General features: G+C 70.4%; 14 protein-coding genes. 6 read left to right on the plus strand and 8 right to left on the minus strand.

Annotated elements, in window-relative coordinates; translation table 11 throughout:
• Window positions 1-84 precede the first annotated feature (84 nt).
• The gene (locus FB600_RS03840; RefSeq protein WP_096750717.1) at window positions 85-1365 is read left to right on the plus strand and encodes an amino acid deaminase; all 1281 of its coding nucleotides are present in this window, start codon (window positions 85-87) and stop codon (window positions 1363-1365) included.
• Window positions 1366-1552: 187 nt separating this feature from the next.
• A complete protein-coding gene (locus FB600_RS03845; RefSeq protein ID WP_013699372.1) occupies window positions 1553-2134 on the plus strand; it encodes a DJ-1/PfpI family protein in 582 nt (193 codons plus the stop codon).
• Between the two features lie 83 nt (window positions 2135-2217).
• On the opposite strand, the gene FB600_RS03850 is transcribed toward FB600_RS03845, so the two are convergent.
• Both FB600_RS03850 and FB600_RS03855 read right to left on the minus strand, forming a co-directional pair.
• Entirely contained in the window at window positions 2218-2697 is a 480-nt protein-coding gene (locus tag FB600_RS03850; RefSeq protein ID WP_025101716.1) for a MarR family winged helix-turn-helix transcriptional regulator, read from the minus strand.
• Window positions 2698-2774: 77 nt separating this feature from the next.
• Window positions 2775-4370: an MFS transporter gene (locus FB600_RS03855; protein ID WP_060002614.1), complete on the minus strand. Its 1596-nt coding sequence runs from the start codon at window positions 4368-4370 to the stop codon at window positions 2775-2777.
• Window positions 4371-4475: 105 nt separating this feature from the next.
• Between FB600_RS03855 and FB600_RS03860 the strand changes: the two genes are divergently transcribed.
• On the plus strand, window positions 4476-5342 hold the full coding sequence (locus tag FB600_RS03860) for an EcsC family protein (protein ID WP_096750199.1): 867 nt from the start codon (window positions 4476-4478) through the stop codon (window positions 5340-5342).
• Here FB600_RS03860 and FB600_RS03865 read toward each other — a convergent pair.
• Window positions 5324-6262: an alpha/beta hydrolase gene (locus tag FB600_RS03865; RefSeq protein WP_098153600.1), complete on the minus strand. Its 939-nt coding sequence runs from the start codon at window positions 6260-6262 to the stop codon at window positions 5324-5326. The two genes, FB600_RS03860 and FB600_RS03865, sit on opposite strands and share 19 nt — an antisense overlap.
• A gap of 70 nt (window positions 6263-6332) precedes the next feature.
• The gene (locus FB600_RS03870; protein ID WP_013699377.1) at window positions 6333-6767 is read right to left on the minus strand and encodes a CHRD domain-containing protein; all 435 of its coding nucleotides are present in this window, start codon (window positions 6765-6767) and stop codon (window positions 6333-6335) included.
• A gap of 404 nt (window positions 6768-7171) precedes the next feature.
• On the opposite strand from FB600_RS03870, the gene FB600_RS03875 reads away from it, so the two are divergent.
• Entirely contained in the window at window positions 7172-8191 is a 1020-nt protein-coding gene (locus tag FB600_RS03875; RefSeq protein WP_098153599.1) for a hypothetical protein, read from the plus strand.
• Between the two features lie 96 nt (window positions 8192-8287).
• Entirely contained in the window at window positions 8288-9592 is a 1305-nt protein-coding gene (locus FB600_RS03880) for an NAD(P)/FAD-dependent oxidoreductase (RefSeq protein ID WP_047836999.1), read from the plus strand.
• Window positions 9593-9611: 19 nt separating this feature from the next.
• On the opposite strand, the gene FB600_RS03885 is transcribed toward FB600_RS03880, so the two are convergent.
• Window positions 9612-10361, minus strand: a complete 750-nt coding sequence (locus FB600_RS03885) for an SDR family oxidoreductase (RefSeq protein WP_145756279.1) — start codon at window positions 10359-10361, stop codon at window positions 9612-9614.
• Window positions 10362-10473: 112 nt separating this feature from the next.
• On the opposite strand from FB600_RS03885, the gene FB600_RS03890 reads away from it, so the two are divergent.
• Complete coding sequence (locus FB600_RS03890; RefSeq protein ID WP_145756280.1) at window positions 10474-11391, plus strand: LysR family transcriptional regulator; 918 nt, start codon at window positions 10474-10476, stop codon at window positions 11389-11391.
• An 83-nt stretch (window positions 11392-11474) separates the two neighbouring features.
• Here the strand turns inward: FB600_RS03890 and FB600_RS03895 are convergent, their stop codons facing one another.
• From FB600_RS03895 to FB600_RS03905, 3 genes are all read right to left on the minus strand, one after another.
• Window positions 11475-13025 (minus strand): DHA2 family efflux MFS transporter permease subunit, encoded by a 1551-nt coding sequence (locus FB600_RS03895; RefSeq protein ID WP_098181574.1) that lies wholly within the window; start codon window positions 13023-13025, stop codon window positions 11475-11477.
• A 33-nt stretch (window positions 13026-13058) separates the two neighbouring features.
• On the minus strand, window positions 13059-14273 hold the full coding sequence (locus tag FB600_RS03900; RefSeq protein ID WP_047837002.1) for an HlyD family secretion protein: 1215 nt from the start codon (window positions 14271-14273) through the stop codon (window positions 13059-13061).
• 76 nt (window positions 14274-14349) lie between these two features.
• On the minus strand, window positions 14350-15906 hold the full coding sequence (locus FB600_RS03905; protein ID WP_124076538.1) for an efflux transporter outer membrane subunit: 1557 nt from the start codon (window positions 15904-15906) through the stop codon (window positions 14350-14352).
• Window positions 15907-15988: the final 82 nt, after the last annotated feature.

The raw sequence follows: 15988 nt of genomic DNA on the forward strand, positions 1-15988 counted from the left end.
AACATTACCGGGCGGATGCTACTTTCTGTACTATCCTGCCGTCAACTTCGCTACAAACACGACGAGACGATGGAGCATCCCACGATGAAAGTTACAAACTATCAGGAGGCGGCGATCGAGCCGAGCGGCAAGGGGCTCGGCCGGGTGCCGAGCGCGAGCGTGCCCTTGTCGGACGCGGGCCGCCTGGACTGGAACCTGCTCGACGAGGACGTCAGCCTGCCCGCGGCGGTGCTGTATGCCGACCGGGTCGAGCACAACCTCAAGTGGATGCAGGCCTTCGTCGCCGAATACGGCGTGCAGCTCGCGCCGCACGGCAAGACCACCATGGCGCCGCAGTTGTTCCGCCGCCAGATCGAGACCGGCGCCTGGGGCATCACGCTGGCCACCGCGCACCAGACCCGCGCCGCCTACCAGGGCGGGATCCGCCGCGTGCTGCTGGCCAACCAGTTGGTCGGCAAGCACAACATGGCGATCGTCGCCGAGCTGCTGTCCGATCCCGAATTCGAATTCCTCTGCCTGGTCGACTCGGCCGACAACGTCGAACAGCTCGGCCGCTTCTTCGCCGCCGCCGGGCGCACGCTGCAGGTGCTGCTCGAGCTCGGCGTGCCGGGCGGCCGCACCGGCGTGCGCGATGCCGCGCAGCGCGCCGCCGTGCTGGAGGCCATCGCGCGCCACGCGGACGTGATCAAGCTGGCCGGCATCGAGGTCTACGAAGGGGTGCTGAAGGAAGAGGGCGAGGTGCGCGCCTTTCTCAAGGACACGGTCGCGCTGGCGCGCCAGTTCGCCGCCGAGGGCCGCTTCTCGCGCACGCCGGCAATTTTGTCGGGCGCCGGCTCGGCCTGGTACGACGTGGTCGCCGACGAGTTCTCGCAGGCGCGCGCCGAGGGCGTGATCGAGGTGGTGCTGCGCCCCGGCTGCTACCTGACGCACGACGTCGGCATCTATCGCAAGGCGCAGAACGACATCCTCGCGCGCAACCCGGTCGCCAAGCGCATGGGCGAGGCGCTCAAGCCGGCGCTGCAGCTGTGGGCCTACGTGCAGTCGATCCCCGAGCCCGATCGCGCGATCGTCGCGCTCGGCAAGCGCGATGCGGCCTTCGACGCCGGCTACCCGGAACCCGCCCGGCATTTCCGCCCGGGCAGCGCGGCCGCGCCGCGCGCGGTGACGCCGGCCGACGGCTGGGAGGTGACCGGCATGATGGACCAGCACGCCTACCTGAAGATCGCGCCGGGCGCGGACGTGAAGGTCGGCGACATGGTCGCCTTCGATATCTCGCATCCCTGCCTGACCTTCGACAAGTGGCGGCAGATCCTGGTGGTGGATGGCGACTACCGCGTCACCGAGGTGATCGAGACGTACTTCTGAGGCCGGCGCCCGCCGGACCTTCCCGGCGGCGGCCCGGCGCCTTCGTGTCGCGAGGCTTCGCGGCATGAAGCGGGCCGCCCGCCGCCGTGCATGCACCCTCGCGCACGCCGCGCCGCCGCCTGTCACGACGCGGAACCGGCGCGAGGCGTACACTGCCCGCTCCCGTCTTCAACCCGCGGAGCAGATGATGGCAGCCAAGCAGATCCTCTTCCTGACCGGCGATTTCGCCGAAGACTACGAGACCATGGTGCCGTTCCAGGCACTGCAGGCGGTGGGCCACACCGTGCATGCGGTCTGCCCCGGCAAGCGCGCCGGCGACAAGATCAAGACGGCGATCCACGATTTCGAGGGCGACCAGACCTACACCGAGAAGCCCGGCCACCTGTTCGCGCTGAACGCGAGCTTCGACGAGGTCGACGTGGCACGCTACGACGCGATCGCGATCGCCGGCGGGCGCGCGCCGGAATACCTGCGTCTCGACCCCAAGGTGATCGCGCTGGTGCGCGCCTTCGTCGAGGCCGGCAAGCCGGTCGCGGCGATCTGTCATGCCGCGCAGTTGCTGGCCGCCGCCGACGTGATCCGCGGCAAGAAGATCTCGGCCTACCCGGCCTGCGCGCCCGAGGTCAGGCTGGCCGGCGGCGAATACGCCGATATCCCCGTCGACGCGGCCGTCACCGACGCACCCTTCGTCACCGCGCCGGCCTGGCCCGCGCATCCGGCCTGGCTCGCGCAGTTCCTGGCCCTGCTCGGCACTCGCATCGAGCTGTAAACGCCAAGGCGGCGGCGCGTCTCGCGGCGCCCGCCGCCCATTTCCTCCACCGCCCTCCCGCCGCCCGCCCGGGCGGCTCGCGCTCAGGCCGCCGAACGGTTGCGGTCGATCCCGGCCGGCTCCTCGGCCGGCGCCGCGCCGACCTCGGCGATGCGCGCCTCCAGCAGCGCGAGCGCGCCCGACAGCGCATTGAGCGCCTCGTCGGGCAGCGCCGACATGGTCTCGTCGAGAAACGCGGTACGCCGCGGCATGCAAGCGTCGAAGGCCGCGCGGCCCTCGCCCGTCAGCGTCACGTTGGTGACGCGGTTGTCGCGCGGATCGGGCGCGCGCGCGATCCAGCCGAGCGCCTCCATCGATTTCAGCTGCCGCGTCAGCGCGCCCGGATCGGTGCGCACCAGCTCGACCAGCCGCTTCTGCGAGGCGGTGCCGTTCTCGTTGTGGAGCGCGAGCAGGATCCGCCAGCGCGGCATCGGCTGGCCTACGTGCGACTCGAAGGCGGAAAGGAACGCGCGATAGGTGCGCCCGAATTGTTGAAGGATCGCGACGCGGTCTTGTGCTTCCATGATTCAGAACGACGATGACAATGAAACCCCGGGTCGGAACCCGGGCTGAAGCCCGGCTTGCGGGCCGGCCGCGCCGCTCATTCGGCGACCACGGCGGGCTCGATCTTGCTGCGCAGGCGGATCGGCGGCACGCGCCGGCTCTGCCAGACCGCGATCACCGCCACCAGCGCGCCGATCGCGATGCCGAGATGGATCGCGCCGACCAGCGAGGCGCGCGCCGCCTCCAGCAACTGCGCGCCGGGATGGCCCTGCTGGGTGAGCTCGGCCACCACACGCGCCTGCGCCTCGCGGTCGATCAGGATCTGCGGATCGGACAGGCGCGCGAACCACTGCAGCGCGCGATCGCCGCCCAGCGCCTCGCGCACGCCGCCGGCGTACATCTGGTTGACCAGGGTGCCGGTCAGCGCCGTGCCGATCATACCGCCAACCATGCGCAGCGACTGCAGCAGCGCGGTGGCGATGCCCAGGTGCTCGCGACCGGCGGTCTGCTGGGCGAACACGGTCAGGTTGGGCAGCACGAAGCCCAGGCCGATGCCGCCGGCCACCATCACCGCCAGCAGCACCGCCTGGGGCGTGCCGTGCGAGGACAGCGCGATGCCCGCGCAGGCCAGCGCCAGCAGCGCGAAACCGGTCGGCAGCATCGCATTCGGGCTGGGGATGCGCGTCACGATGCGCCCGTTCAGGATGCTGCCGATGGTGATGAACACCACCAGCGGCGTGATCACCACGCCGGCCGCCTTGGGCGACATGCCGAAGCCGCCCTGGAACAGCAGCGGCGCGAAGAACAGCAGCGAGAACATCGAGAAGCCGGCCAGGATCGCCAGCGAGAACAGCATCGCGAGCGACCGGTTGGCGAACATGTCGGTGGGCAGCAGCGCATGCGGGATGCGCTTTTCCCAGCGCCACAGCGCCAGGCCCGCGAGCACCGCGATCAACAGCAGCAGCGCCGGCCAGCCCAGCAGCCCGCGCTTGGGCAGCCATTCGACGAACAACTGCAGCGCGCCGAGCGCCACCGCGATCAGCAGCGCGCCGGGCCAGTCCAGGCGCATCTTGCCCTCGTGCTTGGCATGGCGCAGGTGCGGCAGGTAGCGGATCACGAAGAACAGCGAGAGCAGCCCGAACGGCAGGTTCACGTAGAACACCGAGCGCCAGCCCCAGAACTGCGTGAGAAAGCCGCCCAGCGAGGGGCCGATCGCGTTGGCGATGCCGAAGGCGGTGCTCATCAGCACCTGCCAGCGCAGGCGCACCACCGAATCGGGGAACAGGTCGGGCACGCAGGCGAAGGCGGTGCCTACCAGCATCCCGCCGCCGATGCCCTGCAGCACCCGCGCGGCCACCAGGAAGCTCATGCTGCCGGCCATCCCGCACAGCGCCGAGGCGGCGGTGAACACCACGATCGAGGCGATCACGAAGGGCTTGCGGCCGTAATAGTCGCCCAGCCGGCCGAAGATCGGCACGGTGATCACCGAGGTCAACAGGTAGGAGGTCGCGACCCAGGCGTAGAGATCGAAGCCGCGCAGCTCGGCCACGATGGTCGGCAAGGCGGTGCCGACCACGGTCTGGTCGAAGGCGACCAGCATCGTGACGAAGGAAATGCCCAGCATTGCCAACAGGGATTCACGAAACGGCAGGACTTGCCCACTCGAATGGTGGGCTCGGGTATGGACGGCCATCTTTTGATCGCGCAACGTTTGACGAGTCAACGATTGCGAGATAGTAGCATGCACGGGTAGGCTACGCCGATGGCGTCTTGCCTGAATCCTGCTCATGGGAGAGATATGGAACCCATTTCAGGCGCCGTCGGCGCCACCCTGTCGCCCGAGGACCTGGACACCTTGCGGCGCGCCAAGCTGGCGCTCGAAAGCCCGTCCCTGACGATGAAGCTGACCAGCGTGGTGGGCGCGCCGATCGAGAAGATGATCGCCAGGCTGCCCGCCTTCGCCACCGACAAGATCAACGACGCCACCGAGATCGCGCTGCGCAAGTGCCTGCATCTGGCGCTGCGCACGCTCGGCAAGTCCGGCGGCGTGGCCAGCGCGGGCGAGACGCCCGACAAGCCCAGCAATTTCCTGCACAAGCTCGCGGTGGCCACCACCGGCGCGGCGGGCGGCGCCTTCGGCCTGTTCGCGCTGCCGGTCGAGCTGCCGGTCACCACCACCCTGATGTTCCGCTCGATCTGCGATATCGCGCGCAGCGAGGGCGAGGACCTGAGCTCGATCGACGCCCAGCTGCAATGCCTGGCCGTGCTCGGCATGGGCGGCGGGTTCGCCAACGCGGGCAGGCAATCAGGCGACGGCGAGGCGGAGCGCGATGCCGATTTCGGCTACTTCGTGCTGCGTGGCGCGCTCGCGCAGGCGGTATCGAAGGCTTCGTCCGAGATCGCCTCGAAGGGGTTCGCCACGCATGGCTCGGCGGCCCTGTTGCGGCTGGTGCAGTCGATCGCCTCGCGCTTCTCGGCGCAGGTGACCGAGCAGATCGCCGCCAAGTCGATCCCGGCGCTCGGCGCGGTGCTCGGCGCCACCGTCAACACGCTGTTCATCGACCACTTCCAGCAGGCCGCGCACGGGCACTTCGCGGTGCGCCGGCTCGAGCGCAAATACGGCACGGCGCCCGTCGAGGCCGCCTATCAGGCGATCGCCACCTGAGCCTCGCGCGGCGGCGCCGCCGCGCCCCGCACGAAGGCCGCGGCATCGTCCAGCGCGCGGCGCGCCTCGGGCATGAAGGGCACCGCCATCTGCCAGACGTGCGGCATGCGCGGCCAGACCTGCAGGTCCACCTCGACGCCGGCCGCGCGGGCCCGCTCGGCGAAACGGCGCGAATCGTCGAGCAGCACCTCGGTGCTGCCGGCCTGGATCAGCAGCGGCGGCAGGCCCGCCGGATCGGCATAGAGTGGTGATAGATAGGGATCGGTCGGGCTCGCGTCGCCGATGTAGAGGCGCGCGGCGCGACCCAGCGCGGCGCCGGCGAACATCGGGTCGGCGCCGTCGTTGCTGCGCAGCGTCTCGCCGGTGGCGGCCAGGTCGGTCCAGGGGGAGAACAGCACCGCGCCGGCCGGCAGCGGCGTGCCGCGATCGCGCAGCGCCACCAGCAGCGCCAGCGCCAGGCCGCCGCCCGCCGAATCGCCGCCGAGCACGATCGTGGCCGGATCGACACCGGCCTCGAGCAGCGCGGCGTAGGCGGCCAGCGCATCCTCGTGGGCAGCCGGGAACGGCGCCTCGGGCGCCAGCCGGTAATCGACCGAGAACGAGCGCGCGCCGGCCTTCGCGGTCAGCGCGAAGACCAGGGGGCGATGCGTGGTGGGAGAACAGAAGTAATAACCGCCGCCGTGGAAGTACAGCAGGGTCGGCGCGGCCCGCCCGTTCACGGGCTCCAGCCATTCGCCGCGCGGCGCGTCGGCCGCGCCGTAGCATTCGCGCAGTTGCCAGCCGGCCGGCACGCGCGTCTGGAACGGGCGCCGGCGCTCGGCCAGCGCGCGCGTGCCCGGCACGTCGATCACGGGCGACAGCGTCTTGGGCCGCACCTGTCGGCGCAGCAACCAGCAAGCCAGTTCGGACTGCCAGCTCATCGAACCTCCTTGGGCAGGGAATCGGCCGTGCGCGGGAACGGCGCCTGCGCCGCGCCCGCGCGACGCGCGGTCAGCTGGCGGGCTCGACCTGCCCGCGAATCTCGCCGGACGGGTGCTCCTTGGTATGGACGTTGAAGTACCACTTGCCCGCCATCAGCTCGGTGACCTGCTGGTCGTTGAGCACCGCCGAGCCCTTGATCGGGCTCGCCAGCGCATCCTTGGCGATCGGCACCTGCACGCCGGCGTTCTGGCCGACCGGAGCCGGGCCGTGGAAGTGCGCGGCGGTCGCCGGGCCGGTCAGGCCGCTGTAGCTGACGGTCCAGACCAGCGTATGGGTCGCCGTGTCGAAGCTCGCGTCGAGCTTGCCCGAGCCCTTGGTGGCTGTCGGCGGGACCTCGCTGGAGGGCTGCAGGTTCGCCGTCAGCTTCGCCGTCTCGGCATGCGCGGCCACCGCCACGAAGGCGCCGAGCAGCACGCCGGTGTTCAGGATACGCAGGATTCGCATGGGATCTCCTTGTCCGTTTTGGAGCGCGCCGACGACGGCCGCGAAGCGGCCGGCCGATCGTCGCTGATGCGATGGTAGACCAACCACCGCCGCCGTGCGCATCGCGCGCCGCGAAGGGGCCCGGACGGCGGCCCGCCGGCCCCGATCGGCACCGCTCGCATTACATCCGTTGCATGACATCCGCCGCATTACATCCGTTTACGCCCGTCATGCGACGCCAGCGCGCAGCGCCCCTCGCAAACGCAGGCAGGGCCGCGCGCGGGCGCGGCTCCAGGGCTTCCGGCGCCGCCGCGCGTTTCTTACCGTCGTAATCCCCGGTCGCCAACCTGCGACGCCGCTTCACGCCAGCGTTTTTACAAAAGCGCCACAATGGCCGCCCGATCGACAAATCGAGGAACAATCCCGTGCCGGTTCGCTCGCCCCCGCCCGCCTTTCCTGTTCCACGGCTGCCACGCGCGACCCTGATCGCGTCCCTGCTCGGCGCGGCAGCCCTCCACACCACGCCGGCCCAGGCGCAGGAATTCGCCCTGTTCGCCGGCCCGCTCTACGGCGCCGGCACGCACACCACCGCCTGGGCACTCGACTACCGCGAGAGCCTCGGCAAGTACGCCGCCGCCAGCTTCACCTGGTACAACGAAGGCCACCTGCCGGGCCATCACCGCGACGGCCAGTCCGTGCAGTTGTGGGGGCAACTGCCGCTCGCCCGGCGCCGCTTCGTGCTGTCCGCGGGCGTGGGCCCCTATCGCTACTTCGATACCGAGGCCGCCGCCGAAGGGCGCGGTTATTCGAACACGCACGGCTGGGGCGTGCTGATGAGCATCCGCGCGGCCTACTACACCTCGCATCGCTGGGTCACGCAGTTGCAGCTCAACCGCGTCCACACCTTCAGCGGCCCCGATACCACCTCGGTGATGTTCGGCATCGGCTACCAGCTCGACGCGCCCGACACGCCGGGCCCGCGCGACTACGCGGCGGGCCGGCTCGACCGCGTGACCCACAACGAGATCACCGGGATGGTCGGCGAGACCATCCTGAACAGCCGCAGCTCGCCCTCCACGCTGGGCGCGAGCCTCGAATACCGGCGCGGGCTGATGAAGTACCTCGACTGGACCGCGACCTATCTCTACGAGGGCTCGAAGCGCGCCACGCGCCGCAACGGCGTGGCCTCCGAACTGTGGGCCACGCGCGCCTTCTTCGACGACAAGCTCACGCTCAGCGCGGGCGCCGGGATGTACATCGCCGTCGACCAGCGCAACATCCGCGGCAACGACATCGGCGACGGCCGCCTGTCGGGCATCGTGTCGATCTCGGCGAGCTACCGGCTCGGCCAGCGCTGGCTCACGCGCGTGACCTGGAACCGCGTGGTGACCCGCTACGACCGCGATACCGACGTGATCCAGGCCGGCCTCGGCTACCGGTTCTGAGCGGCCCGCCCCGCATGGCGCGGGATGGCCGCCGCGGTGCACGATGGAATTTGGCGGCGTTGCGGGATGCCGCCGCGCATGAGACGATCCCCGCCCATGACACCGACCTTCCTCCAGCATGCGCAGGCGCTCGCGCGTGACTCGTACTACGAAGCAACGGCCACCCGCCCGGCCGCCGACGATCCCGTCCTCGACGGCCCGCTCGAAGTCGACGTCTGCGTGATCGGCGCGGGCTTCTCGGGCCTGTCGGTCGCGCTCGACTGCCGCGCGGCCGGCATGAGCGTGGCCGTGCTCGATGCCTACCGCCCCGGCTGGGGCGCCTCGGGCCGCAACGGCGGCCAGGTGATCGGCGGTTTCGCCAAGGATGGCGAGATCGAGCGGCAGCTCGGCAGCGACGGCGCGCGCGCGGCCTGGCAGCTTTCGCTGGCCGGCGTCGAGCTGATCGCCGAGCGCATCGCGCGCCACGGCATCGATTGCGATTTCACGCGCGGCTACCTGACGGTCGCCACCAAGCCGCGCCGCGTGCCGGAGCTGCGCGAATGGATGGACGCCGCGACCCAGCGCTGGGGCCATCCCTCGCTGAGCTGGCTCGATACCGACGCGATCCGCGCGCGCATCGGCTCGCGCCTCTACCTGGCCGGCGTCCACGATCCGCTCTCGGGCCACCTGCATCCGCTCAAGTACTGCCTCGGCCTGGCCGAGGCCGCGCGCCGCGAGGGCGCGCTGCTGTTCGCGCATTCGATGGTCACCGGCGTGGTTCGCGGCGAGCGCCCGCTGGTGCGCACGCGCGGCGGCGAGGTGCGCTGCCGCCACGTCGTGTCCTGCGTCAACGCCGGCCCCGGCGGCTTCCTGCCCGAGCCGATCGAGGCCCGCATCGGCCCGGTGCCCTCCTACATCATCGCCACCGAGCCGCTCGGCGCCGAGCGCGCCGCCGCGCTGATCCCGGGCCGCGAGGCGATCTGCGACAACAATGTCTTTCTGGACTACTACCGGCTCTCGGCCGACCACCGGATGCTGTTCGGCGGGCGCGCGAGCTCGGCGGGCGCTGCCCCGGCCGAACTGACGGCCGCCATCCGCACGCGCATGATCGAGGTGTTCCCGCAACTCGCCGACGCGCGCATCGAGCACGCCTGGGGCGGGTTCGTCGACGTCACGCGCAATCGCGCGCCCGACTTCGGCGCGCTCGACCCCAACTACTTCTACCTGCAGGGCTACAGCGGCCATGGCGTGGCGTTGACGGGCATCGCCGGGCGCGCGGTGGCGCGGGCGATCGCCGGCGAGCGCGACAGCTTCGAGCTGTTCGCGCGGCTGCGGCACCGGCGCTTCCCCGGCGGCCCGGCCTGGCGCCAGCCCGCGCTCGAGCTCGGCATGCTCTACCACCAGTTGCTCGAACGCTTCTGAACCCCCGCCGGGCCCTCGCTCAGAGCGTGCCCATCCCGCCGTCGGCGATGATCTCGCTGCCGACGATGAAGGCCGATTCGCTGGCCGCCAGGTGCAGCACGGTCGAGGCGATCTCGGCCGGCTCGCCGAAACGGCCGAGCGGCACCTGGGCGCGGATCTGCTCGGACGCCGCCGCGAGGCCCACCGCATCGAAGCCGAACTTGTCGTAGAGCGGCGTGGTCACCGGGCCCGGGCTCACCACGTTGACGCGCACGCCACGCGGCAGCAGCTCGGCCGACAGCGTCTTCACCAGCGAGATCAGCGCCGCCTTGCTGGCCGCGTAGATCGACGAGGTCGGCATGCCGATATGCGCGTTGATCGAGCCGTTCAGCACGATCGAGGCGCCGCGGTTCAGCAGCGGCAGCAGCGCCTGGATCTGGAAATAGGCGCCCTTCACGTTGCTGTCGAAGGTCAGGTCCCAGAGCGCCTCGTCGGCGTCCTCGAAGGGCACCAGCTTCGCCACCCCCGCATTGACGAACACCGCGTCGAGCCGCAGCCCCGCCGCGGCGATCGCCTCGGCCAGCTCGCGCGCGGCGGCCGCCGTGCCGGTGGTGTTGCGGATCGCCAGCGCGTCGGCGCCGAGCGAGGCGCGGGCGCTGTCGAGCGTGGCCGCGTCGCGGCCGGTGATGATCACGCGCGCGCCCTCGGCCACGAAAGCCTGGGCGGCCGCGAGGCCGATGCCGCTGTTGCCGCCCGTGACGAGGACGGTCTTGCCGGTGAAACGGTTCATGTCGGTGCTCCTTGGAGAGAAGAAGTCGTTCGACTTCGGTGCAGCCATGATGGACGCTTCAACTTGCCTTGCCGTACCATCCCGTCGATGAACACGTTCGAAGGAGTCGAACATGTTGTCCGACGATGAACTGGCCCTGCTCGACGCGATCCGCGAGACCGGCAGCCTGACGCGTGCCGCCGCCCGCCTGGGCAAGGCGCCGTCGACAGTCTCCCACGCGGCGCGGCAGCTCGAGGCGCGCTTCGATGCGCTGCTGTTCGACCGGCGCCGCTACCGGCTGCAGCTCACGCCGGCCGGCAAGCTGCTGGCCGAGGATGCGGCGCGGCTGATGCAGGACGTGGCGCGGCTCGCCCGGCGCGTGCGCCAGGTCGCCAGCGGCTGGGAGGACCGGCTGTGGATCGTGACCGACGAGGTGATCGAGTTCGCGCTGCTGGCGCCGCTGATCCGCGATTTCGACGGGCTCGACTCGGGCGTGGCGCTGCGCATCACGCACGAGGTGCTGGGCGGCACCTGGGAAGCGCTGCGCGACGGCCGCGCCGACCTGATCGTCGGCGCCACCAACGAGCCGCCGGCGATGGCGAACCTGCGCTGGCTCGAACTGGGCGCGATGGACTGGGTGTTCGCCGTCTCGCCGCGGCACCCGCTCGCCGGCGAGCCGGAGCCGCTCACGCGCGAGGCGATCGCCCGGCATCGCGCCGTGGTGGTGGCCGATTCCTCGCGCGCCACGGCCGGCCGCGCCTATGGCGTGCTCGGCGGCCAGCCTTCGCTGGCGCTGCCCACCATGCAGGCGAAGATCGTCGCGCAGCGCGAGGCGCTCGGCGTGGGCTGGCTGCCGCGCGAGCGGATCGCCTCGCTGCTCGCCAGCGGCGCGCTGCTCGAGAAACGCACCGCCGATCCGCGCGAGCCGAACCTGCTCTACGCGGCCTGGCGCGGCGATCGCGAGGGCCGCGCCCTGCAATGGTGGATCGAGAAACTGAAGGCGCCGCGCCTGGCGCGGCGGCTGGTGCGCGGCACCGATACCTTCGCATGACGGTGCCGGCGAACGGGAAGAAAACGGAAGGACAATGACGAAGCGGCCCGCCGCCCCTCGAGGACGGCGGGCCGCTCGCGCGTTCAGTGCGCGCCGCCCGCATCGGCCGGCGCGTTCGAACGTGCCGGCTTGGTGATCCAGATCAGCGGGATGATCGCGATGAAGATCAGCGCCGAGATGTAGAACACGTCGTTGAGCCCCATCACCGCGGCCTGCCCGTCGACCGACAGGTTGAACAGCGCATGCGCCGTATCGCGCCCGACGTGCAGCAGCGATTGCGTCGAATCGATTGACTGGCTGAAGTCGGGGTTGGTCGCGTTGGCCTGCTCGGTCAGCCGCTCGTGGTGCAGCACCGTGCGGTTGTTCCAGGCATTGCCGATCACCGAGGTGCCCACCGCGCCGCAGAAGGTCCGCCCGAAATTCGAGAGCCCCGCGGCGGCCGGGATCTTCTCGGGCGGCAGGCCCGAGAGGATGATCGCGGTCAGCGGCACGAAGAACATCGCCATCGGGATGCCCTGCAGCAGGGTCGGCAGCACCAGGTCCCAGTTCGACACGTCGGTGTAGAAGCGGGTGCGCATGAAGAACACCGCGGCGAAGCTGATGAAGGCCAGGGTGGCGATATAGCGGGCATCGGTGCGCGGCAGGATGCGCGCCATCAGCGGCGTGAGCAGGATCGCGAACACCCCGAGCGGCGCGGTGGTCAGCCCCGAATCGACGGCGCGGTAGCCGAGATACTCCTGCATCCACTGCGGCAGCAGCACCAGGGTGCCGAAGAACATGCCGTAGGCCACCGACAGCGCGATCGTGCCGCCCGCGAAATTGCGCTGCTTGAACAGGCGGATGTCGACCACCGGGTTCTTCTCGGTCAGCTCCCAGATCACGAAGAAGGCGAAGCCGACCGCCGCGACGATCGCCAGCGCCATGATGAAGGGCGAATTGAACCAGTCGAGGTCCTTGCCCTTGTCGAGCATCACCTGCAGCGAGGCCACCCAGACGATCAGCAGCATCAGCCCGACCGTGTCGATCGGCAGGCGCCGCGTCTGCGATTCGCGCTCGCGGAAGATCGACCAGGTCACCGCGGCCGCGAAGATGCCGACCGGGATGTTGATGTAGAAGATCCAGGACCAGTTGTAGTCGTAGGTGATCCAGCCGCCCAGCGAGGGGCCGGCGATCGGCCCGACCAGGGTCGTCATCGACCACAGCGCGAGCGCGGTCGATGACTTCTGCTTGGGCCAGGCGCCCAGCAGCAGCGCTTGCGAGAGCGGCGCGAGCGGGCCGGCGACGGCCCCTTGCAGGATCCGCGCGGCCAGCAGGGTCGGCAGGTTCGGCGCGATCCCGCACAGCCAGGAGGCCAGCACGAACAGCAGGATCGCGGTGACGAACAGGCGTACCTGGCCGAAGCGCTGGGTGAGCCAGCCGGTGAGCGGGATCGACACGGCGTTGGCCGCCGCGAAGATCGTGATCACCCAGGTGCCCTCGTCGACCGAGACGCCGAGTTCGCCCGAGATGGTCGGGATCGCCACGTTCGCGATCGACGAGTCGAGCACGTTCATGAACATCGCGAGCGACACGGCGACCGTGCCGAGCGCGAGCTTGGCGCCCGTGAGGGGGCGCGGGACGGTGGAGGAATCCATGGCCATGATCCGATGGAAGGCGCGGGCGCCGCCTCAGGCGCGCGGCGCCGTGGCGGGACGCGATACCTGGGCCGCGCGCGCCGGGCCGCCGGCCGCGTTCTGCTCGATGATGCGCGCGATCTCCGCGTCGGCCTCGTCGCCGTACTTGGCGAACACGTCGGTCTGGTAGACGCTGTTCTGCACGCTGCCGAGCTGGCTGCCGCTCTCGTCCTTGATGTCGACGTCGACCTGCATCGACAGGCCGATGCGCAGCGGATGCCGTTCGAGTTCCTGCGGGTCCAGCGCGATGCGCACCGGCAGGCGCTGCACCACCTTGATCCAGTTGCCGGTGGCGTTCTGCGCCGGCAGCAGGGAGAAGGCCGAGCCGGTGCCGGCCGAGAAGCCGATCACCTTGCCGTGGTACTTCACCGAGGAGCCGTAGATATCGGCCGTCACGCTCACCGGCTGGCCGATGCGCATATGGTCGAGCTGCACTTCCTTGAAGTTGGCGTCGACCCAGATCTGGCCGAGCGGCACCACCGACATCAGCGGCGTGCCCGGCGAGACGCGCTGGCCGACCTGCACCGAGCGCTTGGCCACGTAGCCCGTGACCGGCGCCGGCAGCGTGTTGCGCGCGTTGTTGAGGTAGGCGTTGCGCACCGTGGCGGCGGCGGCCAGCACGTCGGGATGGTTGGCCACCGTGGTGTTGGCGGTCAGCGCGACGTTGGCGGCGAGCTGCTGCTTCGCGGCGTCGAGCGAGGCCTGCGCGGCCTTCACGGCGTCGCGCGCATGCGAGATCTCTTCCTGCGAGACGGCGCCGGTCTGCGCCACCGCCAGACGGCGGCGCAGGTCGTCCTGCGCCTTGGACAAATCGGACTCGCGCTGGGCCACCTGGGCGCGATACTGGTCGTCGTCGGCATAGAGGCCGCGCACGCGGCGCACCGTCTGCGCCAGGTTCGCCTCGGCCGATTGCAGCGCGATCGCCGCGTCGGCGGGATCGAGCTTGACCAGCGGCTGGCCGATGCGGATCAACTGCGTGTCGTCGGCGTTCACCGCGATCACGGTGCCGGTGACCTGCGGCGTGATCTGCACCACGTTGCCGTTCACGTAGGCGTCGTCGGTTTCCTCGTGGAAACGCGCGACCAGGAAGTAGTAGAGGCCATAGGCGATCGCCGCGATCACGATCGCGAGGATCAGCAGCGTCATCATGCGCTTGCGCTTGCCGTTCTGCGCGGCGGGTGCCGCGGCTTGCTGTTGGGGTTCGCTCATCGCGAGGTTCTCCGTCGTGGCCCGTGCTTGTCGCAACGGGCCTGATCCACTATCGATTCGAAAAAAATCCGGAAACTCAGCCTGCCTGCGCGCCCGAGGCGGCAGCGGCCGGCGCGGCCGCCGCCTCGCCCGGCACGTCCGCGGTGGCGGGCGCCGCCTTCGGTTTCGCGTCGGGTGCCGCGAGCGGCGTGCCGCTTGCGTCGAAGCCGCCGCCCAGCGCGCTGATCAGGCCGATCTGCAGGTCGCGGCGACGCATCACCAGGTTGGTGACGGTCTGCTCCGCGCCCAGGCGGTTGATGTCGGCGCTGAGCACCTGCAGTTGCGGCGCGAGACCCGCCTTGTAGCGGATCACGGCGAGATCGTAGGCGCGCGTCTGGGCGTCGAGCGCGCGCTGCGCGTCGCCCATCTGCTTGTCCAGCGCGCGGATCGAGGCGACCTGGGTGGCCACGTCGTTGAGCGCGCCGATCAGCGTCTGGTTGTAGTTCGCCACGTCCAGGTCGAAGTCGGCGTAGCGCCCCTTCAGTTGCGCGCGCAAGGCGCCGGCGTCGAAGATCGGCAGGTGCACGGCGGGGCCGAACTGCGCCTGGCGGCTCGCGAACTTCAGGAACTGGCCCCAGCCGAAGGCATCGAAGCCGAAACCGGCGGCGAGGTTCACGTCCGGGAAGAATTCGGCCTTCGCCTCCTTCACGTCGTGCATCGCGCCCTCGACCTGCCAGCGCGCGGCGATCAGGTCGGGGCGGCGCGCCACCAGGTCGGCGGGAATGTTGCCGGGCAGCTCGACCGCGCCGCCGGGCTTGAGCACCGGCGTGGCGATCGCCAGCCCCCGGTCGGGGCCCTTGCCGAGCAGGGCCGCGAGCTGGTAGCGCGTGGTGGTGATCTGCCCGTCCAGTTCCGACAGCGAGGATTCGCTGGTGGCCACGTTGCCGCGCGCGGTCTGGCGCTCGACATTGGTGTCGAGCCCGGCGCCGACGCGGCCCTCGGTGATCCTGCCGACCGTCTCGCGATTGCCGATCTCGCGCTGGGCGATGTCGCGCAGCGCATAGAGCTGGGCCAACTGGTTGTAGGTGCGCGCCACCGATACCGCCAGCGTCACGCGCGCCTGTTGCACCTCGGCCTGGGCGGCCTTCTGCTGCGAGACCGCCGAGCGCAGCCGTTCGCGGTTCTTGCCCCACAGATCGAGTTCCCAGGAGGCGCTGGCCAGCACGTTGTTCTCGCTGTACCAGTTGCCGCCATAGGGCGGCGGATACAGGCCGTTGCCCGAGTAGAGCTCGCGCGTCCAGGAATAGCTCGCGTCGACCTTCGGCATCAGCGCGGCGCGCGAGGACTCGATGTAGGACGAAGCCTTCGCGAGGCGCGCCTGCGCCTGGGCGATGCTCGGGTTGCCCGCGATCGCCTCGTCGATCAGCTTCGGCAACTGCGGATCGCCGAACTGGCTCGCCCAGTCGAGCGTCGGCCAGTGGCCGCCCTCGGCGGGCAGGCTCTGGCTGGTCTCGAGCTGGGTGGCCGGCGTGATCTGCTTGTCGCTGTGGATGCCGATGTAGTTGGCGCAGCCGGCCAGCGCGAAGGCCGCCAGCGCCGCCATCGACGCCGCGCGGATCGCGCGCAGCGAGATCGGAGTGGACTGCGCGATCATCGTGAGACTCCACGGCGCACCATCCTGCCTGTGACGGTATTCATAGGAAAACGACTCCCTGCATTGATGGACTAGACAACTA

The organism is Burkholderia sp. SJZ089 (assembly GCF_007828315.1).
Lineage (GTDB): Bacteria > Pseudomonadota > Gammaproteobacteria > Burkholderiales > Burkholderiaceae > Burkholderia > Burkholderia gladioli.